The sequence below is a fragment of the Curtobacterium pomorum genome (assembly GCF_044497295.1).
Taxonomy (GTDB): Bacteria; Actinomycetota; Actinomycetes; order Actinomycetales; family Microbacteriaceae; genus Curtobacterium.
The window spans coordinates 450,592-474,403 of sequence record NZ_CP172409.1 but is presented as its reverse complement, the minus strand read 5'-3'; the positions used below and the strand labels follow the sequence as shown (position 1 = coordinate 474,403).

The following is a 23,812-nucleotide window of genomic DNA, read 5'->3' as shown; positions in this document are numbered from 1 at the left end:
GGGTGCGAGGTTGCGGGCGCCGCACGGTGCCCGTTCCCCCAACCGGTGCGAGGTTGCCCGCTCCGTGCGCCGCTGCAGGCTGGCACCAGGCAAGCAACGTCGCACGGGATGAGCAAGGCGGCACGGTGCGGACCCAGCGCGCCCTACAACGCCGGCGGGCAGCTCTCACGCAGCAGCACCTCGACCGGCAGCCGGACGGCACGCGGCGGCCCCTCGCGGCGGTCCAGCCGGTCGACGATCGCCCGCACCGCTGCACGCCCGAGCTCACCCATCGGCTGGTGCACCGTCGTGAGCCGCGGTGACGAGAACCGCCCGGCGTCGATGCCGTCGAACCCGGTGACGACGACGTCCTCGGGCACGCGGAGACCCCGTGCGGCGGCGGCGTCGAGCACCCCGAGCGCCGACTGGTCGTTCGAGCAGACGACGGCCCGGGGCACGTCGGCGGCCAGCAACGTCTCCGCCAGTTCCCGCGCCCGCGCCCGGCCGAAGTCGCCGTGCACCACTCGGACCGACGACACCGGCACCCCGTGGTCCGCCAACGCCGACCGGAAGCCCGTCGAGCGCTCCATGTCGTCCGGTGAGTCGATCGGACCCGCGACGTACGCGAGCGACCGGATGCCGAGCCGCCCGATCACGTGCGACGCGAGCGTGCGCATGCCGGCCGTGTTGTCGACGCTCACCGAGTCGAAGCCGTGCGACCGCCGGTCGTCGGCGAGCACCACGACGGGGATCCGACGGGCGACGTGCTCGAGCAGGTCGTCCGGGACGGTCTGTGCGAGCACCGCGAGGCCGTCCACCCGGCCGGCGACGTCGTTGACGATCACGTCGCGCGACGAGCCCCGACCTGCGGCGACCATGAGCGCGAGGCCGCGCTGCCAGGCCTCGGTCTCGGCGCCGCGCAGGACCTCGTCGAAGTACAGGTTGGACGAGAACGGCTGCGTCACGTGCCGCCGGTCGTCGACCACGCGGACGCCGCCGTCGGTGACGAGGTCCGGCCGCTCGTCGGGCACCACGTCGAACCCGGGCAGCAGCAGTCCGACGACGCCGGTGCGCTTGCCGGCGAGGGCGCGGGCGTTGCCGGAGGGGACGTAGCCGAGGCTGCGGATCGCCGCCTGGACGCGGTCCCGGGTGCCCTCGCGGACGGCGTCCGGCGTGCGGAGCACGCGCGAGACGGTCGCGATCGAGACGTTCGCGGCACTGGCCACGTCGTAGACCGTGGGAGGTGCGGTGCGCGGTGCAGCCAAGCCGTGCCTCCCGTCCGACGTCCGCTGGGTCGCACCGTTGCGGCGCGGCCGCACCATCCTAGGCATGCTCCTCCCCGGCACTTTTCCACATGTGACGCAGGGGCCTTGCGGCGACGGAAGCGAGCGCGTCACACTGTTGCGACCTCAGTACGTCCCGTGAGGAAGCGCACCGGCGGGCAGGATGCCCGCGCTCACCACGATGCCCACACACAGGGGAAGGACACCGACATGTCACAGGCGACACGATCCGGAAGCAAGCTGGCCAACCGCGCGAGCCACGACGAGGCCGAGGTGCGCGACGCACTGCTCGACCGCACCGACGGCAGCGGCGGCTCGACGTTCGACCAGCTCGACGCGGCAGAGGAACGCCCGGACCGCCCGTAACGGGTCGCGTCCGGCGTCGACCAGGCCACGGCCAGGAGACGCGGCTCGGCAGCTCCTGTCGGGTCGCGTCTCGGGACGCCCGCGTCCACGGCACGGACAGCGTCACGACACGTGCGTGCCGTCAGCGCTCGGTCGCGCCGACGATCGTCATGCCAGCACCGCGCAGGCGGCGGCGTTCCTGCGCGATCCAGCCGAGCAACCGGTCGTTCGTTCCGGCGACGTGCGCGGCGACGAGGTCGGCTGCGCGGTCGGCGTCACCGTCACGCACGGCGTCGATGATCGCGCTGTGCTCGTCCCACGCGGCATCGCGGGCCTCGGGCGTGCGCACCTCGATCCACCGGGTGCGCTCGAGACGGGTCAGGGCGTCGGCGATCGCGTCGGTGATGAACCGGTTGCCGCCGAGCGCGGCCAGGTCGAGGTGGAACGTCGACCCCATCCGGATGCCGGCCTGCTGGTCGGGCGTCGGACGCAGGGTGTCGAGGTGCCCGCGGACCTCGGCGAGCTGTTCGGCACTCGCCCGCTCGACCGCGAGTCGGGCGGCGGCGGGTTCGAGCACGCCGCGGAGTTCGGCGAGCGAGGCGATCTCGTCGAGGTCGATCGGGGTGACCGTCCACGAGCGCCCCTCGTGCAGGATGAGCCCCTCGCGCTCGAGCCGCGACAGCGCGGCACGGACGGGGGTCCGCGAGGCGTGGAACCGTGCTTCGAGACCGCGCTCCGAGATGCGCTCCCCCGGCGCGATGTCGAGCGTCAGGATCGCCGCGCGGAGGTTGTCGTAGAGCTGGGCCGTCTGCGACACCGGGGTTGCATCGGTCGTCTCGGTCACGGCCACCAACTCTAGCGGGGACACCGTCGGAATGGTATACCGTTGTGGTATACCAATTGCTTCCGACGCGAAACGATGCGACACGCATGCGAACTCCCACCCCGACCGCGACCGCCGCGCCCCGGACCTCCGGCACGATCGGCCCCAGAGCGTGGACGATGCTCGCGCTCGGGGTCGCCGCGCAGGCCGCCGGCACACTCGTGGTGACGGCTCCGGCACTGCTCATCCCCTACCTGCACGCGAACGGCACGTCCCTCACCGTCGCGGGGGTCCTCGCCGCCGCACCGACCTTCGGCATGGTCCTGACGCTCATCGCCTGGGGCGCGATCACCGACCGGTTCGGCGAACGGATCGTGATCGCCGGCGGGCTGGTCCTGACGACCCTCGCGGTGGTCGGCGCCTGGCTCGCCGCGGGTGACCCGGTCCTGCTCGGGCTGGCGTTCCTGGCGGCCGGCATGACGAGCGCCTCGACGAACGCGGCGAGCGGCCGGGTCGTCGTCGGGTGGTTCCCGAAGGAGCGGCGCGGGCTGGCCATGGGGATCCGGCAGATGTCGCAGCCGCTCGGGGTCACGCTCGCGGCCGTCACGGTCCCGCAGCTCGCCGAGGGGTCGGGGATCCGCGCGGCCCTCGTCCTGCCGATCGTCCTGTGCGTCGTGCTCGCGGTGCTCTGCGCCGTCGGCATCCAGAACCCGCCACGGCCGGCCCGGCACACGGCTCCGGTCGAGACGACGGCGAACCCCTACCGGTCGAGCGGCTTCCTGTGGCGGATCCACGCGGTGTCGATCCTGCTCGTCGTGCCGCAGTTCACGCTGTCGACCTACGGGCTGGTGTGGCTCGTCGGCCTGGGCTGGTCGACCCCCGCGGCCGGGCTGCTCGTCGGCGCGTCGCAGTTCGTCGGGGCGATCGGGCGGATCCTCGTCGGGGTGTGGAGCGACCACGCTGGCTCGCGGGTCGGACCGCTGCGGATCGTCGTGGTGAGCGCCGCCGCCGTGATGGGCCTGCTCGCCCTGGTCGACGTCACCCACCTGGCGGCCGGGGCCGTGTTCCTGGTCATCGCGACGAGCGTCACGGTGGCGGACAACGGCCTCGCCTACACCTCGGTCGCCGAGGCCGCCGGGCCCTTCTGGTCCGGCCGGGCACTCGGCACGCAGAACACCGGGCAGTTCATCGCGGCGAGCGCCGTCGGGCCGGGCATCGGCGCGCTGGTCACGGCCCTCGGGTTCGCGGCGTCGTTCGGCATCGTCGCCGTGCTGCCCCTGCTGGCGCTCCCGCTGGTCCCGAGCGCGGACCGGTCGCACGACTGACCCGCGCGGGGTCGGGGCGCCGAGGTCCCACGACCCGCGCGGGGTCGGGGCGCCGAGGTCCCAGGACCCGCGCGGGGTCGGGGCGCCGAGGTTCCACGACTCGCCGCATGCGGTTCGCCGAGGTTCCGACGGACCGTGGTGCGAGCCCCGAGATGCCGAGATTTCGGAACCTCGGGGCGCGCACGGCTCCGCGAACTAGGCCGGGACGACCGGGCCGACGGGCCAGCGCAGCAGTGCGGCGGCCGGGGCTCCCCCGGGCAGCGACGCGGCGTTGACGAGCACGAGCTCGGCGTCGGTCAGCACCGCGGCCCGCACCAGCGCGCACACCGCCGGCACCGCTCCGATGACCGGCGTCCCGGCGGCCTGCTCCGGTGCGGTGGCGACCCACGGTGCCCCGGCGAGCGCGAGCAGCGTCCGGTCGCCGATGGCCACGGCGTCGAGCGCGACCGTCGCACCCTGCGCCTGCTGCAGCGCCTCGACGACGGGCCCGAGGCCGGTGACGACCTGGTTGTCGCCTCGGCCGACGTGGGTGCGGAGCGAGTCCTCCAGGTCGTGGCGGCGGGTGGCGACGACACGGGCGAGTGCGGTCTCGACGTGGTCGACGAACGCCTGCTTCGAGCCGGCGTCGGCGCGCGGGTCGCCCGGGAACACCGACACGAGCGCACGGGTCTCCGCCGAGAACGCCTTCACCAGCAGCTCGCGGGCGGTGACGTCACCGGCGACGACGACGAGCCCGGGGCGGATCGTCCGCACGGTCTCGTCGACGGCGGCCGCGGTCTCCGACGAGTTCTGCTTCCAGATCTCCTCGGTGTGCTGCTGCCAGTGCGGCTGCTTCCACCCGGTGCCGGCCTTGGCGTAGTGCAGGGTGTCGTTCCGGCCCTGGACCTGCTGCTCGGAGGTGTTCCCGGCGACCGGGGCGTGTCCGAGGCGGTAGGCGCGGAACGCCCCGCCCTCCTTGCCGGCGTGCACCACGAGGAAGGGCAGGTCGACGGGGCGGTGGGCGACGAGCGGCACGAGGTCCGGCACGGCTCCGACGCCGACGGATTCCGGTCCGTGCAGCTGCCCGGGCAGGACCTCGCTCAGCACGACCTCGCCGTCGTGCACGAGCACGTAGCGGTTCACGGGCGAGGGGACGCCGGGCTCCTGCTCGAACTCACCGGCGACGGCGTCGACGACCTCGTCGGATGCACCCTGCGCGCGGAGTCCTTCCTCGACGCCGCGGAGCTTGAGCGCCGCCTGCCGTCGGGGATCCTCGACGTTGCCGGAGACGTCGGCGTAGGCCCAGGCCCAGGTGCCGCCGCCCTCCAGTCGCTCTCCCAGGATCCGGTGCAGTTCGCTCGTCGCGTTGGTCGACGTCATGGCAGCTCCTCTCGGACGGTTGCCGGAGCCGATGAGCTCCGGCGCTCTCACGTGCGACCACACTCCACCTCGCCGCCGGCGGGCGTCCACAGTCGGGAGCGAACACCCAGGCGCGAAACTGCAACGACGCTCGGTTTTGTGGTTTCCTGATCACGACCCCGAATCGACGACGAACCGGAGTACGGCAATGACGCCACGACCACGACCCATCTCCCGACGACAACTCCTGGGCTTCGGCATCGGCACGGCGGCGGCAGGGCTGCTCGCCGGCTGCGCGGTCCCCGGTTCCACCAACGTGAACAAGGCCGCCCTCGTGCCGGCCGCCGCGTCGGGCGAGACCGTCCAGCTCACCTACTGGGCCTGGTTGAAGGACCTGCAGAAGGTCTGCGACGTCTGGAACGAGACGCACCCGAACATCCAGGTGTCGGCGAACTGGATCCCCGGCGGCAACAGCGGCGGGTACCAGAAGATGTACTCCGCGCTCGCGGCCGGCGGCGGCCCGGACATCGGCCAGGTCGAGCTCCGGCAGATCCCCGAGTTCATGCTCGCCAACGGCCTCGTCGACCTCGCCCGGTACGGCGCGAAGGACTTCGAGTCGAAGTACGACGAGGCCGCGTGGGCGCAGGTGTCGTTCGTGGACGGCATCTACGGCATCCCGCAGGACACCGGTCCGATGGGGTTCTACTACCAGACGGCGATCCTCGAGCAGGCCGGCGGCGAACCCCCGACGACGTGGGACGAGTGGCGTGACCTGGCCGAGAAGGTCCGGGGGACCGGCAAGCAGAACTACCTCGAGGTGTTCCCGGTGTCCGACGCGTCGCCGTTCGCCGCGTACGCGCAGCAGGCCGGTGCCCGCTGGTTCAAGGTCGACGGTGACGAGTGGGTCGTCGACATGACCGACGACAAGACCCTGATGGTCGCGGACTTCTTCGACGGGGTCATCGACGACAAGCTCGTCGACACCTCTGCCGGCGCGTACTCCCCCGGCTGGTACGCCTCGGCCGCCAGCGGCAAGATCGCCGCCGTCACGAGCGCGAGCTGGGGTGACGCCCTGATCGAGTCGGTGCAGGGCGGCGAGGGCAAGTGGAAGGTCGCCCCGATGCAGAAGTGGGGCTCCGACGGCTTCGGGTCGAGCGCGATCGGCGGCTCGACGGCGGCGGTCCTGGCGAACGCGAAGCACCCGAAGGAGGCGCTCGAGTTCATCACGTGGATGACGACCTCGAAGGAGGGCATCGACGCGATGATCAAGTACTGCGGCATCGGGTGGTCGCCCGCGGTCGACTACATCGGTGCGCAGCGCGAGAAGCCGAGCAAGTGGTTCTCCGGCCAGAACTACAACGAGGACGTCTTCGTGCCGGCGTCGAAGGAGCAGAACATCGACTGGTCGTGGTCCCCCGTGACCCAGTCGGCCTTCACGAGCCTGCAGAACCAGTTCCGCCGGAAGCTCACCTCCGGCCTCAAGCTCTCCGACGCGGTGGAACTCGCGCAGCGGGAGATCGTCCAGTCCTTCAAGGACAAGGGCCTCAGCGTCAGGACGGCACGATGAGCCAGCAGACCAGCACGCGACCCGCCTTCCGGACGAGCACGAAGGCCACGAGTGCGCAGAAGCGTGCGCCGTGGATCCTGCTCGCGCCGTTCCTGGCCCTGTTCCTGCTGACGTTCATCATCCCGATCATCAGCGCCCTGTTCCAGTCGTTCACGACCGTCGACCGCGAGGGGCTGTTCGGCGAGGACGGCGTCGTCGGACGCTTCGCCGGCTTCGACAACTACGCGATCGCCCTGCAGGACTCCGGCTTCGTCGCCTCGATCGGCCGCATGCTGCTCTTCGGCATCGTGCAGGTCCCGGTGATGATCATCGCCTGCACGATCCTCGCGCTGCTGCTCGAGTCGGCGAGCGCCCGTTGGCCGGGCTTCTTCCGGGCGATCTACTTCATGCCGTACGGCGTCCCCGGCGTCATCGCGACGATCCTGTGGTCGTTCCTGTACGTGCCCGGTCTGTCGCCGATCGTGTCGCTGCTGCAGTCGATGGGGCTGCAGCCGGACTTCCTCGGCGCGAACAGCGTGCTGTGGTCGATCGCGAACATCGTCACGTGGACCTACACCGGCTACAACATGCTCATCATCGTGGCCCAGCTGAAGTCGATCCCCGGCGAGGTCTACGAGGCCGCGAAGATGGACGGCGCCGGCCCGTTCCAGGTCGCGTGGAGGATCCAGATCCCGCTCATCGCCCCGGCCCTGGTGCTGACGACGGTGTTCTCGATCATCGGCACGCTGCAGCTCTTCGCGGAGCCGCAGATCCTGTCCACGGTCGCCCCGGCGATCGACACCGAGTACACGCCGAACTACGCCGCCTACACGAACGCGTTCGCGTTCAACGAGTACGGCGTCGCGAGTGCGCAGGCGGTCATCATCGCGCTGGCCGCGTTCATCCTGTCGTTCGCGTTCCTCGCGTTGACGAACCGCGCGCCGAAGGACGAACGCGACCGGCGCAAGCGTGCCAAGCGTGACGGCCTGGAGGCCCGCACCGCGCTCCAGACGCGCGCTGCGGCGGGCAGCACGGGTACTTCCCAATCCGCACCGGGCCTCCAGGCCAGGTCCGGTCTGCAGAACGGAACGAAGGGGGCGGACGCATGACCAGCGAAGCCATCGAAGCGCCGGCCACGGCGAAGACGGCCGTACCGGTCGACACCACGTCGATCTCGGCGCACCAGCGCCGCAAACTCGACCGGTCCCCGCGCTCGCAGATCGTGGTGACGGGCATCCTCGTCATCGTCGCGCTGTACTTCCTCGTCCCGCTGTACTGGGTCGTCATCGCCGCGACGAAGACCACCGGGGCACTGTTCTCGACGAACGGGTTCTGGTTCGGCGGCGAGTTCGCCCTGTGGAGCAACCTGCAGCAGGTGTTCACGTACGACGGCGGCATCTTCGTCCGCTGGATCGCGAACAGCATCCTGTACTCCGGCGTCGGTGCGGTCCTGGCGACCTACTTCGCCGCGGCCGGCGGGTATGCCCTGGCGAAGTACGACTTCAAGGGTCGGCAGTTCGTGTTCGGCACGATCCTCGGCGGCGTGCTCGTGCCGGGGACCGCGACGGCGCTGCCGCTGTTCCTGCTGTTCTCGACGCTGGGCCTGACCGACACCTACTGGAGCGTGCTCATCCCGAGCCTCGTCTCCCCGTTCGGGCTGTTCCTGTGCCGGGTGTACGCCGCCGCGTCGGTGGACACCACGCTCCTCGAGCAGGCACGCATCGACGGTGCGAGCGAGCTCCGGATCTTCCACACCGTGGTGCTCCGCCAGATGACCCCGGCCCTGGTGACCGTGTTCCTGTTCCAGGTCGTCGGCATCTGGAACAACTTCTTCCTGCCGCTCATCATGCTGGCAGACCAGAAGCTGTACCCGATCACACTGGGGTTGAACAACTGGCGCTCGCAGGTCGACCGTCTGCCGGAGTTCTACCAGCTCACCACCGGCGGGGTGCTCGTCTCGGTCATCCCGCTCGTCATCGCCATCATCGTCCTGCAGCGCTTCTGGCGCGGGGGCCTCACGGAAGGATCGGTCAAGGGTTGACCATCTCCGCACTCGACGACCTCCACTCGACCTCGCCGGGTTCGGCGTCACGGCTCCCGCCCCGGGCCGCGCTCCACACCGACGCACCCTCGCTGTCGCTGAACGGCGACTGGCGCTTCCGGTGGTCGCCGGTCGCGTCGGTGTCGGACGCGTTCGCCACCGACGACGTCGTGGACGACGACCCCGCCTGGGGCGAGCTGCCGGTGCCGTCGCACTGGGTGCTGCACGGCCACGGGTCGCCGAGCTACACGAACCTGCAGTACCCGTTCCCGATCGACCCGCCGCACCCGCCGGACGAGAACCCCACCGGTGACCACCGTCGCTCGTTCGAGCTGCCGGCGTCGTTCGCGGCGGCCGGCCGTGTGCTGCTGCGCTTCGACGGGGTCGAGTCGCACTTCCGGGTCTGGCTGAACGGCACGCTCGTGGGCTGGTCGACCGGGTCCCGCCTGGCGACCGAGTTCGACGTCACCGAGCTGCTGCGACCGGGGTCGAACGACCTGGCCGTCCGGGTGCACCAGTGGTCGGCGGCCTCGTACCTCGAGGACCAGGACCAGTGGTGGCTGCCGGGGATCTTCCGCGACGTCACGCTGCTCGCCCGTCCCACGGCACCGATCGACGACGTGTTCGTCCGCGCCGGGTGGAGCCCGACCCTCGGGAGCGCCGCGACGGCCGGGACCGCGGCGTCCGGTCGGCCGGCGACCGGCAGCGGGACGATCACGTTCCCGACGCTCGACGCCGTGTTCCCGGTGCGGTTCGCGGTGCCCGACCTGGGTGTCGACGTGACCTGGGCGACACCGGACGACGTCACCCCGATCGCGGTCGAGGGCGTCGAGCCGTGGAGCGCGGAACTGCCGAAGCTCTACGACGCGACGGTGTCGACCGGCACCGACGCCGGCGGTACAGCCGGCGGCGAGACCGTCTCGTTGCGGCTCGGCTTCCGCACCGTTTCGATCGAGGGCGACCGGTTCCTGGTCAACGGCGAGCGCGTGGTGTTCCACGGCGTGAACCGGCACGAGACCCACCCCGTGCGCGGCCGCGTCTTCGACGAGGAGCACGCCCGCGCGGACATGGCGCTCATGAAGCGCAACAACGTCAACGCGATCCGGACCTCGCACTACCCGCCGCACCCCCGCGTGCTCGACCTGGCCGACGAGCTCGGCTTCTGGGTGATCCTCGAGACCGACCTCGAGACCCACGGGTTCATCTTCACAGGCTGGGTCGGCAACCCCTCCGACGACCCGGACTGGGCCGAGGCCTACCTCGACCGCGTCGCACGCACCGTCGAGCGGGACAAGAACCACCCGTCCATCGTGATGTGGTCGCTCGGCAACGAGTCCGGCACCGGCCGGAACCTCGCCGCGATGTCCCAGTGGGTGCACGACCGCGACGCCGAGCGCCCCGTGCACTACGAGGGCGACTACGCGGGCGAGTACACCGACGTGTACTCGCGGATGTACCCGACGCTGCAGGAGACCGAGTCCATCGGCGGCGGCACCCCGACGCCCCTGCTCGGCTGCGGCCCCGCCGAGGCGGCACGGCAGCGCTCGAAGCCGTTCATCCACTGCGAGTACGTGCACGCCATGGGCAACGGCCCCGGGCAGATCGCCGAGTACGAGGCCCTGGTCGACCGGTACCCGCGCCTGCACGGCGGGTTCGTGTGGGAGTGGCGGGACCACGGTCTGCTCGCGACGACTCCCACCGGCGAGGACTACTACGCCTACGGCGGCGACTTCGGCGAGGTCGTGCACGACGGCAACTTCGTGATGGACGGCCTGGTGCTGCCCGACGACACCCCGACGCCCGGGCTCGCCGAGTTCGCGGCCGTCGTCGCCCCGGTCCGCCTGGCGGTCTCGGACACCACGATCCTGGTCGAGAACCGGTACCACTCGGCATCGACCGCCGGGTTGCGGTTCTGCTGGACCCTGTCGCGCAACGGCGTCGTCGAGGCGTCCGGCCGGTTCGCCGCCGGCGTGGTGGCGGCCCGCGAGTCGGCGACCGTCCCGGTGCCGACCGAAGTGCTCGACGCGGCCACGGCCGAACTCGCCCCCGGCGACGAGCTCTGGCTCGACCTGACCGCCGAACTGGCGGGCCCGACGGCATGGGCCGACACCGGCCACGTGGTCGCACGCACCCAGCGGCTCGTCGCGAGCCGCGTGGCGGACGCACCACGGGCCTCCCGGCAGGGGTGGGACGGCGACCGTCTCGGCGACGGGACGTTCTCGGACCGCGGCGCCCTGGTGTCCTGGAAGGGACACGAGGTCGCGGGCCCTCGCCTGGAACTCTGGCGCGCCCCGACCGACAACGACCGACTGGCCTCGCAGGGCGGCTACGAGACGGCGGACCCGGTGCTGACGCACGGCGTCGGCGACCCGGACGCTCCCCCGTCGGCCACGCGCTGGCGGGAGCGGGGGCTGGACCGGCTGACGCACCGACTGGTGTCCGTGTCACGGACCGACTCCGGCCTGGAACAGCGGGTGCGCGTGGCGGCGGCGAACAGCGGCTGGGGCCTCGACGTCACGCACCGCTGGACCCTGACCGCCGAGGGGCTGGTGCTGCAGACCGACGCGGTGCCGTTCGGCGCGTGGGACGTCACCTGGCCGCGGATCGGCGTGCGGTTCGACCTGCCCGCGTCGCTCGCGGACGAGGACGCGACGTGGTTCGGCACCGGACCGCTCGAGTCGTACGCCGACTCGTCGCACGCTGCCCGGGTCGGCCGGTTCACCGCGCCGGTGCGGTCGCTCGGGGTGGAGTACTCCAGGCCGCAGGAGACCGGGCACCGGCCGTCGCTGCGTTCCCTGTCGGTCGGCCCGTTCACGGTCTCCACCGTGGGGTCGCACCGTGCGGGGTTCACCCTGACGCCGTGGACCGCGCAGCAGATCGACCGCGCCGAGCACCCGTACGAGCTGCCGACGTCTGACCACCTGTACCTCTACCTCGACGCGGCCCAGCACGGGCTCGGCAGCCGGGCGTGCGGCCTCGACGTGCTGCCGGAGCACCAGCTCTGGCCGCAGGCGTTCAGTTGGAGCGTGCTGCTGGCGTAGGGCGGGGCGGGCTGCGTCCGACTCGTCCGCGCCCCGTTGCCGTCGTCGCGCCCCGACTCTTCGGGGCGCGACGACCGCCACGGGGCGCGAATCGTCGCCGCACCGTGCGCCGCGCTGCGCTACGCGCCGGCGGACAGGGCGCGCAGGGCCTCGGGGTCGCTCGCGTCGAGGAAGTCGGTCAGGCGCTCGGCCTCGCCGGGCTCCTCGATCGCCTCGGCCGCACGGCGCAGGGCGAACAGCGCCCGCAGGACGCCACGGTTCGGTTCGTGCGACCACGGCACCGGACCGACACCGCGCCACCCGGCCTTGCGCAGGGCGTCGAGCCCGCGGTGGTACCCGACACGGGCGTAGGCGTAGGACTCCAGGGTCGCGCCGCGCGCCCACGCCTCGTCCGCGAGCAGCGCCCACGCCAGGCTCGACGAGGGGTGCGACACCACCACGCTGGCGACGGGAGCGTCGGCGGCGAGCGCCGCGGTCACCTCGGGTTCAGCGGGCAGCAGGGTCTCGGGGTTCGTCGAGGGGTTCGGCAACAGGTTCTCCGGCATGCCCCCAGCCTGTCATCCCTTGCGCGTCCCCGTGGCCGGGATTACCGTGGGGGGCACCTCGTCGTCATCGCGAGGCCCCCGGGGCGGGAGACCGACCGGCGGCGCGGATGGCGGTCACGGGGGTCCCCGACGGAAGAAGACGGATTGCTGTCGATCACCGGTTCTGCTCAGCCCACGCGCTGACACCGTGATCGCGCGCCCCGTCGGGCGCTCCACCGCACAGCGGTGGGTTCGGTGTCGTGCGCCCAGCATCGACACCGGGAGGCATCCCCATGCCCAGCAGTCCATCCGTCGTCCTGCACGACGTCACGTTCGCCTGGCCCGACGGCACCGTCGCGCTCGACCACCTCACCGCCGCCTTCGGGCGGGGCCGGACCGGCCTGGTCGGGAGGAACGGGGCCGGCAAGTCCACGCTGGTCCGGCTCGCCACCGGCCAGCTCCACCCCACGTCGGGCACCATCTCGACGTCGGGTCCCGTCGACCACCTGCCGCAACGCATCTCCCCACCGGCACGGCCTGATCGCCGCTGGCGCGTCGATCAGGAACCGGCGGCGTGGGCCCACGCCAGCGCGGACGACGCCGTCGCCGACCTGCTCGGCATCCGGTCGACACTCACCGCGCTCCGGGCCGTGCTGTCCGGTGACGCGTCGCCCGAGCACTTCGAGGCGGTCGGCGACGACTGGGACCTCGAGGAACGCGCTGCCGCAGCGATCGCGAGCGTCGGGCTCGACGGCGCCGACCTGGAACGTCCGGTGTCGACGCTGTCGGGCGGGCAGTCCGTGCTGGTCGCCGTCGCCGGGGTGCGGTTGCGCGGCCGGCCGATCGCGTTCCTGGACGAGCCGACGAACAACCTCGACCGGCGGGCACGCGGGCTCCTGCTCGACCTGGTCGACGACTGGCGCGGGACCCTCGTGGTGGTCAGCCACGACCGGGAGCTCCTCGAACACGTCGACGAGACGGTGGAGCTGCGGGCTGGGTCGATGACCGTGTTCGGTGGGACGTTCAGCGCGTTCGAGGAGCACCTGGCCGTGCAGCAGGCAGCCGTCGAGCGCGAGGTCCGGGTCGCCGAGCAGCGGCACCGCACCGAGAAGCGGCAGCGCATCGAGGCCGAGACGAAGATCGCGCGCCGTGCGAAGGCCGGCGAGAAGGCCGGCCGCTCGATGCCGAAGATCCTGGCGAACGAGCAGCGGAAGAAGGCGCAGGAGACCGCCGGCCGGCTCCGCGTCGGGTACGCCGACGACGAGGCCGCTGCCCTCGAGGCGAAGCGAGAGGCACAGCTCCGGCTCCGTGACGACGAGTCCATCCACGTGACGCTGCCCGACCCGCACGTTCCCGCGTCTCGGCAGATCGCGACCGTCACGGTGCGCGGGCGGGACCTGATCGTGCAGGGACCGGAGCGCATCGCGGTCACCGGTGACAACGGCGTCGGCAAGTCCACACTGCTCGAACAGCTCGTCGGTGCGCCGGAAGCCCGGGAGCACCCGCTGCCGGAGACCACGGCCGTCGCGCACGTCGACCGGATCGCCTACCTGCCGCAGCGGAAGGACACCCTCGACGACGCCGCGACCGTGCTCGACAACGTGCGCCGGGACGCCCCGCACGTCGCCGTCGCCGAGGTGCGGAACCGGCTCGCGAAGTTCCTGGTGCGCGGCGACACCGTCGACCGGCCGGCCGGGGCGCTGTCCGGCGGGGAACGGTTCCGGGTGGCGCTCGCGGCCCTGGTGCTCGCCGATCCGCCGCCGCAGCTGCTGGTGCTCGACGAGCCCACGAACGACCTCGACCTGACCAGCGTCGACCAGCTCGTCGACGCGTTGCGGGCCTACCGCGGAGCGCTCGTCGTGGTCAGCCACGACGAGACGTTCCTGGAGCGCCTGGAGCTCGACGCGCGCATCGAGCTGTCGTAGCCCGCGGTCAGCGCCGTCGGGTCGGTCGGATCGCGAGCGACTCGACGGTGCCGCGCTCGGGCAGGTCGACGACGGTGCGGACCGCGGCGGCCACGTCCTCGGGTGCCAGGTAGTAGTCGGTGTCGTAGGGCTCCCCGAGCTTCGCCACGAGCTGCCGCTGCATGTCCGAGTCGGTCCGTCCGGGGTGCACGCTCGACACCCGCACGCCGTTCGCCCGCTCCTCTTCTCGCAGGGCGTCGGCGAAGGCCCGCAGTGCGAACTTCGACGCCGCGTACACGCCACCACCCGGGCCGGAGTGGAACCCGGAACCGCTGTTGATCGGCACGACGATGCCCCGCGCCGTCCGGAGTGCGGGCAGCGCCAGCCGGGTGAGCTCGGCGACGGCGAAGACGTTCGTCGCGAAGACCTGCTCCCACACGGCACGCGGGGTGTCGGCGACGGTCGTGCCCTGCTCGACGCCGGCCGAGTGCACGAGCACGTCGAGCCGCTCGGGCAGCGCGGGGAACTCGCCCGCGCCCAGGTCACCGACGAACGGCGCCGCGCTCGGCAGCTCCGCGACGAGGGCGTCCACCGCGTCGGCGGACCGGCCACCCACGAGCACGTGGTGGGTGCGGCCGAGGTCGGCGGCGATCGCGCGGCCGATGCCGCGGGTGGCACCGGTCACCAGGGCGACCGGACGATCTGCAGTCAGGGAAGTCGTCACGGAGGCCAGCCTACGGAAGCCGGGCCGGGCCTCCCGTCCGCTTCCGCGATCTGTGGAGAACCGTCACCGCGACGACCGCCGTGACCACCAGGACGGCCACCGCTGCGATGCCCCACGGCGAACCGGCGAGTGCAGCCACGACCGCCCAGAACACCGCGAGTCCGACGGTCGCGTAGAGGAAGGCCCACGCGACGCAGCCCGGCACCATCGCCATCGTGTACCGCCACCACGCCACCCGGGCCAGGCCAGCGGCGGCGTTCATCACCGTCTGCAGACCGACGACCACGAAGCTCACCGTCACCACGGGCAGTCCCCAGCGCTCGAGGAGCGTCGAACCACGGCGGACCGCCGGCGAGTGCAGCCAGCCGCCCCAACGGGAGCGGGACGCCCCCGTCACCGCGAGTCGCGCCACCCAGTACGTGGCCTGCGCGCGGCAGAACACGATCGCGAAGAGCGCGAGGACGAGCCACCGGAACGGCAGTCCCTCGAGGAAGTCGGGCACGCCTCGCACCGTAACGCCTCCGCCCGGAGGAACGCCCCGCGGGTCAGTCGCCGTCGGCGCCCTGCCGGATCCGGATCCCCTCGAGGACGTCCTGCGCGCGCTTCTCGTCCTGCTTCTCGATCTGACGGGTGTCGCGCTCGGGGAGCTGGATGTCCTCCTCTGCCCGGATGCCCGCCTGCAGCTCGCGGCCGCGCTCGATCTCGGCGTCGAACTCGGCGCCGAAGAGCAGCGCGTTGTTCGTGATCCAGATCCACAGCAGGAACACGATGACCCCACCGAGGGAGCCGTAGGTGGCGTTGTAGTTCGAGAAGTTCCCGACGTAGAAGCCGAAGCCGACGCTCGCGATGATCCAGATGAGGAGCGCCAGGATCGACCCGCCGCTGACCCAGGTGAACTTCGGCTGCTTGACGTTCGGCGACCAGTAGTAGAGCACCGCGACCACGACGATCGCGATGATCAGCAGGATCGGCCACTGCACGATGAGGAGCACCGTCGCAGCGACGTCCCCGAGGCCGATGACGTCACCGAAGCTGCGGGCGAGCGGACCGGAGACGAGCGTCAGCAGTCCGAGGACGAGCAGGATGACGGTCGCGAGCGTCACGCCGAGCATCGTCGGGCGGAGCTTCCAGATCGGACGCCCCTCGCGGACGTTGTAGATCCGGTTCATCGCCCGGCCGAAGGCGCCGACGTAGCCGGAGGCCGACCAGAGGGCACCGACGAGACCGACGATGAACGTGACCGGGGCAGCGGGCGAGCGGACGAGTCCCTCGATCGGGTCCTGGAGCAGGTCCGCGACCTGGCCGCCGCCGACGTTGCGGACCACGTCCAGCAGCGACGTGATGGTGTCCGATGGGTTCGACACGAGACCGAGGATCGAGACGATCGCGAGCAGTCCGGGGAACAGCGCGAGGACCGTGTAGTACGTCAGGCCTGCTGCGAGGTCGGTGCACTGGTCGCTCGAGAACTCGCGCAACGTCTTCTTGAGCGTGTAGACGAGCGTCGGCTTCGTGAGGTCGGTGGGGTTGTCCGGCTTCCGGGAGTCGTCCGGGTCCGGCTTCTGCTGTTCCTGTGCCATCGGACTACCCCCGCGCCTTCAGGGCCTGCTTCGACCGCTTCACCGCTGCCTTGCGGTTCTTGTTCGCTCGTCGCTGCACCGCACTGATGCCGACCTGCTGCTTGACCCGGGCCTTGTGCGCCGGATCGCGTTCGAGCGCCTCCTCGGCAGCCTTCGCGCGGGCCTTGCGGCCCTTGCGGCCGGACTGCGCCTGCTCCTTGGCGGAGGGGGCGTCGCCGCGCGCGCCGAATGGCAGCAGCGCGGTGAAGGCCGAACTCGCCGGCGGCGCGGCCAGGTGCCCAGCAGGGCGGTTCCGCAGCGCGATGCCGAGGACGATCGCCGCGACACCGGTCAGCCCGGTGATGCCCATCGCGACGAGCGGGGTCGGGTCGCGGTGCCAGCGCTGGCGGGTCTTCGCAGCGGCGAGACGTGCCCGCGCGGGGAGGTTCGCACGGCGCTTGAGTTCGGTGACGGTGTCGGTCATGCGCTCACGCGTGCGGACGTTCGCGAGTTCGAGCTCGGGGAGACTGTCCTTGGCCATTCCCCAGTTTCTACACGTCCGCGCCGGGGGCGCGCCCAGATGGCCGCGGCGCGGTCACGCGGGCCGTGTCGCGAGAGCGACAGTCCGCCGCGAACGTTCCGCGGCAGACCGTCGCTTTCGCGGCAGTGGGCGCGACCCCACGGCGGACGGGAGGCCCGGTGCGGGCCCGTAACGCGCCTCCCGTCCGTCAGCCGGTGCGGTCAGGACGGGACGACGACGTCCTCTGGCTGGCCGCTGGCCGCCGAGCGGGTGGCGGCCTCCATCAGCGCGAGGCTGCGCAGGTTGTCGCGGCCGCTCGTGGCCGGTGCGGGACCACCCTCGACCGAGCGTGCGAAGGCCTGCAGTCCGCCCTGGCGGTCGGTGTGCTCGAGCACGGGCAGCTCGACGGGCTCGGCCTCGTCGTCCTGGGTCCGGCGGAGGGTGACGACGTCGCCGTCGATCGCGTTCGGCGCGCCGTCGCGGCTGGTGAACCAGAGCTCGCCGTCCTCGCCCTGGATGCTCCACTCGCCGGCCCACGCCGTGCGGGGCCCACGGCTCAGCCAGCTGCCGCGGTAGCTGACCACCAGGCCGCCGTCGAGCTCGATGATCATCGAGGCGATGGCTTCGTCCTGGTACTTGCTGTACGACGGGAAGGTCGCCTTGGCGAAGACCCGGACGGCCTCCTGCCCGGTGACCATCCGGAGCAGGTCGAAGTGGTGGATGGCCATGTCGTTGATCATGGCGTGGGGGAACTTGTAGTGCGGGTGCTCCTCGAACGCCAGGTCGTTGTCCCACTGCCGGAAGTCGATGTTGATCGCCGACAGCTCGCCCACGGTGCCCGCAGCGAGCAGGTCCTGGACGGCGCGCGGTGCCGGGTACCAGCGGTAGTTCTGGCTGACCTGCAGCACGAGCCCGAGTTCCTCGGCACGGCGCACGGCGGTGACGGCCTCGTCCGTGGTGTTGGCGAACGGCTTCTCGACCAGGACGTGCTTGCCGGCGTCCAGGGCCTCGAGCGCGAGCGGCACGTGCGTGACGGCGGGCGCGGTGATGACGACGGCGTCGGCGTCGACCCCGGCGAGCGCCTCGGTCAGGGACGCGAACGCGGCGGACTCCGGCAGCCCGAGGTCCTGCTGCACGGCGGTCAGCGTCGCCGGCACCGGGTCGACGAGCCCGACCACCTCTACTTCGGCTACCTCTGGGATGGCGGTGCGGGCCCAGTTGCCGCCCCACCCTCCGAGACCGACGTGGATGATCCGGACCGTCATGCGTGCACTCCTTCGTGGCTGCTGCGTCACGACTCCCGTGGCGCGTCCGTCCAGTCTGTCAGGGCTGCGTACGGCGGCGCCGAGGTTCCACGACTCGCCGTGCGCGTGGCGCCGAGGTGTGCGGCGCCGAGGTTCCACGACTCGCCGTGCGCGTGGCGCCGAGGTTCCACGACTCGCCGTGCGCGTGGCGCCGAGGTTCCACGGAACGCGTTCCGCGGCGCCGAGATGCCGAGATTTCGGAACCCGGAGCGGAGCGGAGCGGACGGGCGGGCGGGGCGGGCGGGGCGGGCGGGCAGGCGGAGCGCTCAGTGCGTGAAGGCGTAGGCGATGAGGGCCATCGTCACGATGAATCCCGCCAGGTAGTTGATCCAGAGGAACCGCTTCCACCCGGCGTTCGCGGCCTCGGCCCCCTGGTCCGTGATGTTCCACCACGGCAGCACGTTGAGCGCGTACGGGATCACGACGACGGCGGCGATCGGCCCGGGGAACGCCGAGAACAGCAGCGCGACGCCGGCGACCAGGTACGCGACGAACGCGAGGCGCACGGTCGCCCGCGCACCGATGACGGTCGCGACGGAGCCGATGCCGCCGGCCCGGTCGGCCAGGACGTCCTGCACGGCGCCGAACGCGTGCGAGGCCACACCCCACAGGAAGAACGCGATGCAGACGGCGACGAGCTCACCGGTCCAGTGGGGGCCGGCGAGCGCGAGGCCGTAGATCGCTGGTGACACGAAGTGCGTCGACGACGTGAGGGAGTCGAGGAACGGCTTCTCCTTGAACCGCAGCCCCGGCGCCGAGTACGCGATGACCGCGAACACGCTGATCGCCAGGACGAGCCACGACCACGGCCCGTTCCCGCTCACCGCGCCGAGCACGACCAGCGCGACCAGGAACGGCACGTTCGTGACGACGACGGCCCACAGGGTGGTGCGGTGGACGCTCTTGTCGAGCAGGGCACCCTCGACGCCGCCCTTGCGCGGGTTGCGCAGGTCGGACTCGTAGTCGAAGACGTCGTTGATGCCGTACATCGCCAGGTTGTAGGGCACCAGGAAGTACACGACGCCGACCAGGAACGCGACGAGCGAGAACCCGCCGCCGCCCTCGACCCCGACCCCACTGCCGAGCAGGTAGGCGGCACCGAACGGGTAGGCGGTGTTCACCCAGCTGATCGGTCGGGACGACACGAACAGGGCGCGCAGGGTCGACGGCCTGGAGGCGGTGCTGGCGTTCACTTCGTGTCCTCCGGTGGTGCGGTGGTCGGGTCGGTCGCGGGGCGCGCGCCGGTCCGGTCGAACAGGACCCACAGGCTGGGCAGCAGCACGATCGCCGCCATCGCGTACGCGAGGTCCTCGACCGGGATCGCGCCGATCTTCGCCCCGCTGATGAGCGAAGGGTCGTAGGCGACGATGCGCAGGGTCACGATGACGTTGTCGAACACCATCGTCATCACGAGCAGGGCGATGCCCGCCATCACCGACGTGAGCGCCGCGACCCGGCGCCCGACCGCAGGCCGCCGGCCCGCCGCTCGGGCCCGGCGAGCGGCGACTACTCCGGCGAGCACGGCCACGACGGCCGTGACGCCGAAGAACGGCAGGGCGAGGAGCGCGTACGCCCCGGTGCCGTTCACGCGCGCCGCCGATCGGTCGCGCGCTGCACGACGGGCCGGACGAACCCGACCAGGTCCATCGTCGAGTAGCAGAGCAGCAGCAGGAAGAAGAGTTCCTCGAGTGGCACCTCGGGCGCCAGGAGCACCCCGGTCAGCAGGTTCTGCGGGCCGATGAAGAAGATGCCGAACGCGACACCGGCGACGTCCCACACCATGAAGAAGGCGACGCCGACGACCATGACGGCCGCAGCACGCCACGGTGCCCGCCAGAAGAACAGCCGGAAGCGGGCGTCGAGCACGGTCATCCCGACCAGCGAGACGACCAGGCCGGCGAGGTACAGCCCGGGCATCAGACGGTGCCGGCCCGGTTCCGCGGGGTGCCGAGCGGGGTGGGCAGCGGTTCGGTGCTCGTGTCCCCGTGGATGCGCTTGAGCAGGACCTCGGCGCTGATCAGGCACATCGGCAAGCCGATGCCCGGGATCGTGGACGCCCCGGCGTAGTACAGCCCCTCGACCTTGGCGGACGCGTTCTTCTCACGGAAGAACGCGCTCTGCTTGAGCGTGTGCGCGGGGCCGAGCATCGACCCGTTCCACGCGTTGAGGTCGTCGGCGAAGTCGCGCGGACCGATCGTCCGACGGACCCGGATGCGGTCCCGCAGGTCGGGGACACCCGAACGCTCCGCGACGACGTCGATGGCGCGGTCGGCGATCTGCTCGACCTCGAAGTCGCCCGCGCCGTCGATCCCGCCCTTGCCGATGGACAGGTCGGCGGGCAGCGGCACCAGGATGAACAGGTTGCTCGAGCCGCGGGGCGCGACGGACGGGTCCGTCTCCGAGGGCGCGCAGACGTAGATCGACGCGGGGTCCGGCACGTGCCGGTCCTTGCCGAAGATCGCGCCGAAGTTCGCCTTCCAGTCCTCGGTGAAGACGAGCGTGTGGTGGAGCAGGCCGGGGGTCGGTCCGTCGATGCCGAGGTACACGAGCACCGCGCTCGGCCCGGGGTCGCGGGTCTTCCAGTGCTCGGCGCCGTGGGTGCGGTGCTCGCGGTCGAGCAGCTGCATCTCGGTGTGCTGCAGGTCCGCGGCGCTCACGACCAGGTCGGCCGGGGCGGTGTGCTGGACGCCGTCGCGGTCGCGGTGGACGACGCCGGTGGCGACGCCGTCCTCGACGACGATCCGCTCGACCTTCGCGCCGGCGATGATCTTCGCGCCCTCGGCGCGGGCCACCCGCTCGACCGCGGCGATCACCTCGGTGATGCCGCCCTTCGGGTAGAGCACCCCGTCGGCGAGGTCGAGGTGGCTCATCAGGTGGTACATGCTCGGAGCGGCGTACGGGCTCGTGCCCAGGAAGACCGCCGGGTAGCCGAGGATCTGCCAGAGTCGCCGGTCCTTGACCGCCGAGGCGGCACGGGACGACAGCGGCTGCAGCAGGAGTCGCGCGAGCTTCGGCAGACGACGGAGCACGTCGGGCGCGGCGAGCTTCGTGAGGTCCTGGAACGTCGTGTACAGGAACCGCCGGATCGCCATCGCGTAGGTGTCCTCGGCCGAGGCGAGGTACTTCCGGATGCGCTTGCCGGCTCCGGGCTCGACGGACTCGAACAGCGCGATGTTCGCCTCGGCGTCGGCCCGCAGGTCGATCGGCTCGTCGTTGCCCTCGCTGTACACGCGGTACCCGGGGTCGAGCTTCACCAGGTCGAGTTCGGCGTCGGCCGAGGTGCCGAGCAGCTGGAAGAAGTGGTCGAACACCTCGGGCATGAGGTACCACGACGGCCCGGTGTCGAACCGGAAGCCGTCACGCTCCCACGAACCGGCACGGCCGCCGAGCTGCGAGCGCTGCTCGAGCACGGTCACGGCGAAGCCGTCCCGCGCGAGCAGCGCGGCGGACGCCAGTCCGCTGATGCCGCCGCCGATGACGACGGCGCGCCGCGCCGGCACCTTGCGCCGGGTGGTGGAGGCGGCGGCCTCCGGACGGGAGGCGCGGGGCGGGGTCATGACGAGCCTCCTGGCTGACGGGTGGCCGCCTTCGACCGCACGGGGGCGCGTCCGGCGAGCACCTGTGCGGCCAGGCGGGCCTTGACCGGGTTCGGGACGCGCACGCGCGTCGTCACCAGACGCGTCGCCGGCGTGCGCGCGATGCGGTCGTTGAGTTCCTGGAACAGGGCGTGCGCGAGCCCGACGGCATTGCGCGCGTCGGACGGCAGCAGGCGGATCGTCCGGGCCGCGTGGTCGAGGTCGGCCTGCACGTCGGCGACCAGCCGGTCCTTCGTGGCCTCGTCGAACGAACGGATGTCGACCCCCGGGAAGTAGGAGCGACCGAGCACCTCGAAGTCGGCGTGGAGATCCCGCAGGAAGTTCACCTTCTGGAACGCGGCGCCGAGCGCACGGGCCCCCGCGACCAGTTCTGCCTGGTCGAAGGTCGGTCGGCCGGCGCGGTGGACGAAGGCCCGCAGGCACATCAGCCCCACGACCTCGGCCGAGCCGTACACGTAGGCGTCGAACGAGGCGTCGTCGTGCTCGGTGCGCTCCAGGTCCATCCGCATCGACGCGAAGAACGGCTTCGTGAGCTCCGCGCCGAAGCCCGTGACCCGCGCGGTCCGGGCGAACGCGTGCACGACGGGGTTCACCGAGAAGCCGAGGGCGATCGCTCGCTCGGTGTCGGCCTCGAGCTCGTCGAGGACCGTCCGAGCCAGGTCGGGGTCGAGACCCGCCTCGGTCGCGGGACCGTCGACGACCTCGTCGGCGACCCGCACCAGCGCGTAGACGTTCCGGATGTGCTCGCGGGCGTCCTTGGCGAGCAACCGGCTCGCCAGACCGAACGACGTCGAGTAGCGGTCGATGACGACGCTCGACGCGGCCTCGGCCGTGGCGTCGTACAGGGGCAGCCGACCGGACGGCGCGCTGCCGGTCCGGGTGGTCTCGGTCGTCACCGGGCGCGCTCCACGAGTTCGGTCACGAGGCCCTCCAGGCGGTCGGCGAGGTCGTACGGCAGTCCGGAGAGCTCGGCACGGGCGAGTGCGACGTGGTCGGCGATCCGGGACTCGGCTGCGGCACGGGCGCCGCAGGTGACCAGGGTCGCACGGAGTTCGGCCGCGCGTTCCTCGGTCAGGTCCGGGTCGCCCAGGTAAGGAGCGATGTCCGGCCAGCAGTCCGTCGTCGCCGCGTACGCGATGAGCATGGTCCGCTTGCCCTCGCGCAGGTCGCCCAGCACGCTCTTGCCGGTGGTGGTCTCGTCGCCGAACACCCCGAGCAGGTCGTCGACGATCTGGTAGGCGATGCCGATCTCGCGGCCGAAGGCGCCGAGCGCGGTGACGACGGTCTCGGGCGCGCCGGCGAGCACGGCCCCGGACTGCAGCGGCGCCTCGAACGAGTACACGCTGGTCTTCGCACGCTCCATCGCCAGGACCTCGTCCACCGTCGGCATCACGCCGAGGGCCAGGTCGACGTCGGTCATCTCGCCGGCGGCACTGGCGAACACGGCTTCGTCCAGCAGCTCCAGCAGGCGACCACGGCGCTCCCCCGTCACCCCCGCGGACTCGATGAACCGCGGTGCGCCGGAGAGCGCGAGGTCGCCCGCGATCACGGCGGCGCTCATGCCCCGGTGCTCGGCGGTGGGGAGCGGCAGACCGCCGGTCGTGCCGGCGTCTCGGTAGGACCCGGCGACGTTCGGCTGGCCGCGGCGGGCCCAGTCGCGGTCGATGACGTCGTCGTGCACCACGAGCGCGGTGTGCAGGAGCTCGTAGGCGGCGGCGACGTGCGCAGCGGCGTGCACGTCGTCCCCGCCGAGGCCGAGGTACGCGGTCAGGACCATGCGGGGCCGGAAGCGCTTGCCGCCCATGCTCGCCTTGCGGAGCACCCGCCAGAGTTCCTCGGACGGACGGCCGTAGCGCGCGGCACGAGCCGAGGACACGACGAAGAAGCGCTCGAGACAGTCGTCGACGAGCGCGAGGTCGATGTGCGCCACGGTGGCCGCTTCCTCGCTCATTGGCCTAACCTA

General features: G+C 71.8%; 21 protein-coding genes and 1 pseudogene. 7 read left to right on the top strand and 15 right to left on the bottom strand.

Features of this window, described 5'->3' with window-relative positions; translation table 11 throughout:
• Positions 1 to 143: 143 nt before the first annotated feature.
• A complete protein-coding gene (locus ACGH48_RS02360) occupies positions 144 to 1,205 on the bottom strand; it encodes a LacI family DNA-binding transcriptional regulator (protein WP_396290031.1) in 1,062 nt (353 codons plus the stop codon).
• A 267-nt stretch (positions 1,206 to 1,472) separates the two neighbouring features.
• Here ACGH48_RS02360 and ACGH48_RS02355 point away from each other — a divergent pair, with 267 nt between their 5' ends.
• Positions 1,473 to 1,628 carry a hypothetical protein gene (locus tag ACGH48_RS02355; protein WP_185021236.1) on the top strand — a complete coding sequence of 52 codons (156 nt, stop codon included), beginning with the start codon at positions 1,473 to 1,475 and terminating at the stop codon, positions 1,626 to 1,628.
• A gap of 121 nt (positions 1,629 to 1,749) precedes the next feature.
• On the opposite strand, the gene ACGH48_RS02350 is transcribed toward ACGH48_RS02355, so the two are convergent.
• The gene (locus ACGH48_RS02350) at positions 1,750 to 2,451 is read right to left on the bottom strand and encodes a GntR family transcriptional regulator (protein WP_260232923.1); all 702 of its coding nucleotides are present in this window, start codon (positions 2,449 to 2,451) and stop codon (positions 1,750 to 1,752) included.
• Between the two features lie 86 nt (positions 2,452 to 2,537).
• Between ACGH48_RS02350 and ACGH48_RS02345 the strand changes: the two genes are divergently transcribed.
• Positions 2,538 to 3,755, top strand: a complete 1,218-nt coding sequence (locus ACGH48_RS02345; RefSeq protein ID WP_396290030.1) for an MFS transporter — start codon at positions 2,538 to 2,540, stop codon at positions 3,753 to 3,755.
• A gap of 195 nt (positions 3,756 to 3,950) precedes the next feature.
• On the opposite strand, the gene ACGH48_RS02340 is transcribed toward ACGH48_RS02345, so the two are convergent.
• Positions 3,951 to 5,114, bottom strand: coding sequence for a Vms1/Ankzf1 family peptidyl-tRNA hydrolase (locus ACGH48_RS02340; protein ID WP_396290029.1), 1,164 nt, complete (start codon positions 5,112 to 5,114; stop codon positions 3,951 to 3,953).
• Between the two features lie 187 nt (positions 5,115 to 5,301).
• Here ACGH48_RS02340 and ACGH48_RS02335 point away from each other — a divergent pair, with 187 nt between their 5' ends.
• The 4 genes and pseudogenes from ACGH48_RS02335 to ACGH48_RS02320 all read left to right on the top strand — a co-directional run bounded on the left by ACGH48_RS02335 (position 5,302) and on the right by ACGH48_RS02320 (position 11,721).
• Positions 5,302 to 6,660 carry an ABC transporter substrate-binding protein gene (locus ACGH48_RS02335; protein WP_396290028.1) on the top strand — a complete coding sequence of 453 codons (1,359 nt, stop codon included), beginning with the start codon at positions 5,302 to 5,304 and terminating at the stop codon, positions 6,658 to 6,660.
• Positions 6,657 to 7,577, top strand: a pseudogene (locus ACGH48_RS02330) (carbohydrate ABC transporter permease); the annotation flags it as partial. The gene ACGH48_RS02335 and the pseudogene ACGH48_RS02330, both read left to right, overlap by 4 nt.
• Before the next feature lie 167 nt (positions 7,578 to 7,744).
• Positions 7,745 to 8,680 (top strand): carbohydrate ABC transporter permease, encoded by a 936-nt coding sequence (locus ACGH48_RS02325; RefSeq protein WP_111085425.1) that lies wholly within the window; start codon positions 7,745 to 7,747, stop codon positions 8,678 to 8,680.
• Positions 8,681 to 8,682: 2 nt separating this feature from the next.
• Complete coding sequence (locus tag ACGH48_RS02320) at positions 8,683 to 11,721, top strand: glycoside hydrolase family 2 TIM barrel-domain containing protein (protein WP_396291150.1); 3,039 nt, start codon at positions 8,683 to 8,685, stop codon at positions 11,719 to 11,721.
• Between the two features lie 119 nt (positions 11,722 to 11,840).
• Here the strand turns inward: ACGH48_RS02320 and ACGH48_RS02315 are convergent, their stop codons facing one another.
• Positions 11,841 to 12,266 (bottom strand): DUF3151 domain-containing protein, encoded by a 426-nt coding sequence (locus ACGH48_RS02315; protein WP_123310550.1) that lies wholly within the window; start codon positions 12,264 to 12,266, stop codon positions 11,841 to 11,843.
• A 272-nt stretch (positions 12,267 to 12,538) separates the two neighbouring features.
• Between ACGH48_RS02315 and ACGH48_RS02310 the strand changes: the two genes are divergently transcribed.
• A complete protein-coding gene (locus tag ACGH48_RS02310; protein ID WP_396290027.1) occupies positions 12,539 to 14,170 on the top strand; it encodes an ABC-F family ATP-binding cassette domain-containing protein in 1,632 nt (543 codons plus the stop codon).
• 7 nt (positions 14,171 to 14,177) lie between these two features.
• Here ACGH48_RS02310 and ACGH48_RS02305 read toward each other — a convergent pair whose 3' ends face one another.
• The 11 genes from ACGH48_RS02305 to ACGH48_RS02255 form a co-directional block, all read right to left on the bottom strand.
• Positions 14,178 to 14,873 (bottom strand): SDR family oxidoreductase, encoded by a 696-nt coding sequence (locus ACGH48_RS02305; protein ID WP_396290026.1) that lies wholly within the window; start codon positions 14,871 to 14,873, stop codon positions 14,178 to 14,180.
• A 10-nt stretch (positions 14,874 to 14,883) separates the two neighbouring features.
• A complete protein-coding gene (locus tag ACGH48_RS02300; protein ID WP_260688148.1) occupies positions 14,884 to 15,375 on the bottom strand; it encodes a VTT domain-containing protein in 492 nt (163 codons plus the stop codon).
• A 43-nt stretch (positions 15,376 to 15,418) separates the two neighbouring features.
• Entirely contained in the window at positions 15,419 to 16,450 is a 1,032-nt protein-coding gene (locus tag ACGH48_RS02295; protein WP_123310554.1) for a YihY/virulence factor BrkB family protein, read from the bottom strand.
• A gap of 4 nt (positions 16,451 to 16,454) precedes the next feature.
• A complete protein-coding gene (locus ACGH48_RS02290) occupies positions 16,455 to 16,970 on the bottom strand; it encodes a hypothetical protein (RefSeq protein ID WP_123310557.1) in 516 nt (171 codons plus the stop codon).
• Positions 16,971 to 17,170: 200 nt separating this feature from the next.
• Positions 17,171 to 18,214: a Gfo/Idh/MocA family protein gene (locus ACGH48_RS02285; RefSeq protein ID WP_123310559.1), complete on the bottom strand. Its 1,044-nt coding sequence runs from the start codon at positions 18,212 to 18,214 to the stop codon at positions 17,171 to 17,173.
• Positions 18,215 to 18,519: 305 nt separating this feature from the next.
• Positions 18,520 to 19,446, bottom strand: coding sequence for a prenyltransferase (locus ACGH48_RS02280; protein ID WP_123310561.1), 927 nt, complete (start codon positions 19,444 to 19,446; stop codon positions 18,520 to 18,522).
• On the bottom strand, positions 19,443 to 19,841 hold the full coding sequence (locus tag ACGH48_RS02275) for a lycopene cyclase domain-containing protein (protein ID WP_396290025.1): 399 nt from the start codon (positions 19,839 to 19,841) through the stop codon (positions 19,443 to 19,445). Before ACGH48_RS02275 ends, ACGH48_RS02280 begins: the two co-directional genes overlap by 4 nt.
• Positions 19,838 to 20,170, bottom strand: coding sequence for a lycopene cyclase domain-containing protein (locus tag ACGH48_RS02270; RefSeq protein ID WP_123310565.1), 333 nt, complete (start codon positions 20,168 to 20,170; stop codon positions 19,838 to 19,840). Before ACGH48_RS02270 ends, ACGH48_RS02275 begins: the two co-directional genes overlap by 4 nt.
• Complete coding sequence (gene crtI, locus ACGH48_RS02265; RefSeq protein WP_260232925.1) at positions 20,170 to 21,810, bottom strand: phytoene desaturase family protein; 1,641 nt, start codon at positions 21,808 to 21,810, stop codon at positions 20,170 to 20,172. The genes ACGH48_RS02270 and crtI overlap by 1 nt, the downstream gene beginning before the upstream one ends.
• A complete protein-coding gene (locus ACGH48_RS02260) occupies positions 21,807 to 22,745 on the bottom strand; it encodes a phytoene/squalene synthase family protein (protein WP_260232926.1) in 939 nt (312 codons plus the stop codon). The genes crtI and ACGH48_RS02260 overlap by 4 nt, the downstream gene beginning before the upstream one ends.
• Positions 22,742 to 23,800: a polyprenyl synthetase family protein gene (locus tag ACGH48_RS02255; RefSeq protein WP_123310567.1), complete on the bottom strand. Its 1,059-nt coding sequence runs from the start codon at positions 23,798 to 23,800 to the stop codon at positions 22,742 to 22,744. Before ACGH48_RS02255 ends, ACGH48_RS02260 begins: the two co-directional genes overlap by 4 nt.
• Positions 23,801 to 23,812 lie beyond the last annotated feature (12 nt).

Excerpts from the sequence above, each read along its gene's own strand:
- ACGH48_RS02255 (WP_123310567.1), bottom strand. The coding sequence starts at position 23,800 with ATGAGCGAGGAAGCGGCCACCGTGGCGCACATCGACCTCGCGCTCGTC.
- ACGH48_RS02295 (WP_123310554.1), bottom strand. The coding sequence starts at position 16,450 with ATGGCACAGGAACAGCAGAAGCCGGACCCGGACGACTCCCGGAAGCCG.
- ACGH48_RS02345 (WP_396290030.1), top strand. The coding sequence starts at position 2,538 with ATGCGAACTCCCACCCCGACCGCGACCGCCGCGCCCCGGACCTCCGGC.
- crtI (WP_260232925.1), bottom strand. The coding sequence starts at position 21,810 with ATGACCCCGCCCCGCGCCTCCCGTCCGGAGGCCGCCGCCTCCACCACC.
- ACGH48_RS02340 (WP_396290029.1), bottom strand. The coding sequence starts at position 5,114 with ATGACGTCGACCAACGCGACGAGCGAACTGCACCGGATCCTGGGAGAG.
- ACGH48_RS02310 (WP_396290027.1), top strand. The coding sequence starts at position 12,539 with ATGCCCAGCAGTCCATCCGTCGTCCTGCACGACGTCACGTTCGCCTGG.
- ACGH48_RS02290 (WP_123310557.1), bottom strand. The coding sequence starts at position 16,970 with ATGGCCAAGGACAGTCTCCCCGAGCTCGAACTCGCGAACGTCCGCACG.
- ACGH48_RS02315 (WP_123310550.1), bottom strand. The coding sequence starts at position 12,266 with ATGCCGGAGAACCTGTTGCCGAACCCCTCGACGAACCCCGAGACCCTG.
- ACGH48_RS02325 (WP_111085425.1), top strand. The coding sequence starts at position 7,745 with ATGACCAGCGAAGCCATCGAAGCGCCGGCCACGGCGAAGACGGCCGTA.
- ACGH48_RS02270 (WP_123310565.1), bottom strand. The coding sequence starts at position 20,170 with ATGCCCGGGCTGTACCTCGCCGGCCTGGTCGTCTCGCTGGTCGGGATG.
- ACGH48_RS02285 (WP_123310559.1), bottom strand. The coding sequence starts at position 18,214 with ATGACGGTCCGGATCATCCACGTCGGTCTCGGAGGGTGGGGCGGCAAC.
- ACGH48_RS02335 (WP_396290028.1), top strand. The coding sequence starts at position 5,302 with ATGACGCCACGACCACGACCCATCTCCCGACGACAACTCCTGGGCTTC.
- ACGH48_RS02355 (WP_185021236.1), top strand. The coding sequence starts at position 1,473 with ATGTCACAGGCGACACGATCCGGAAGCAAGCTGGCCAACCGCGCGAGC.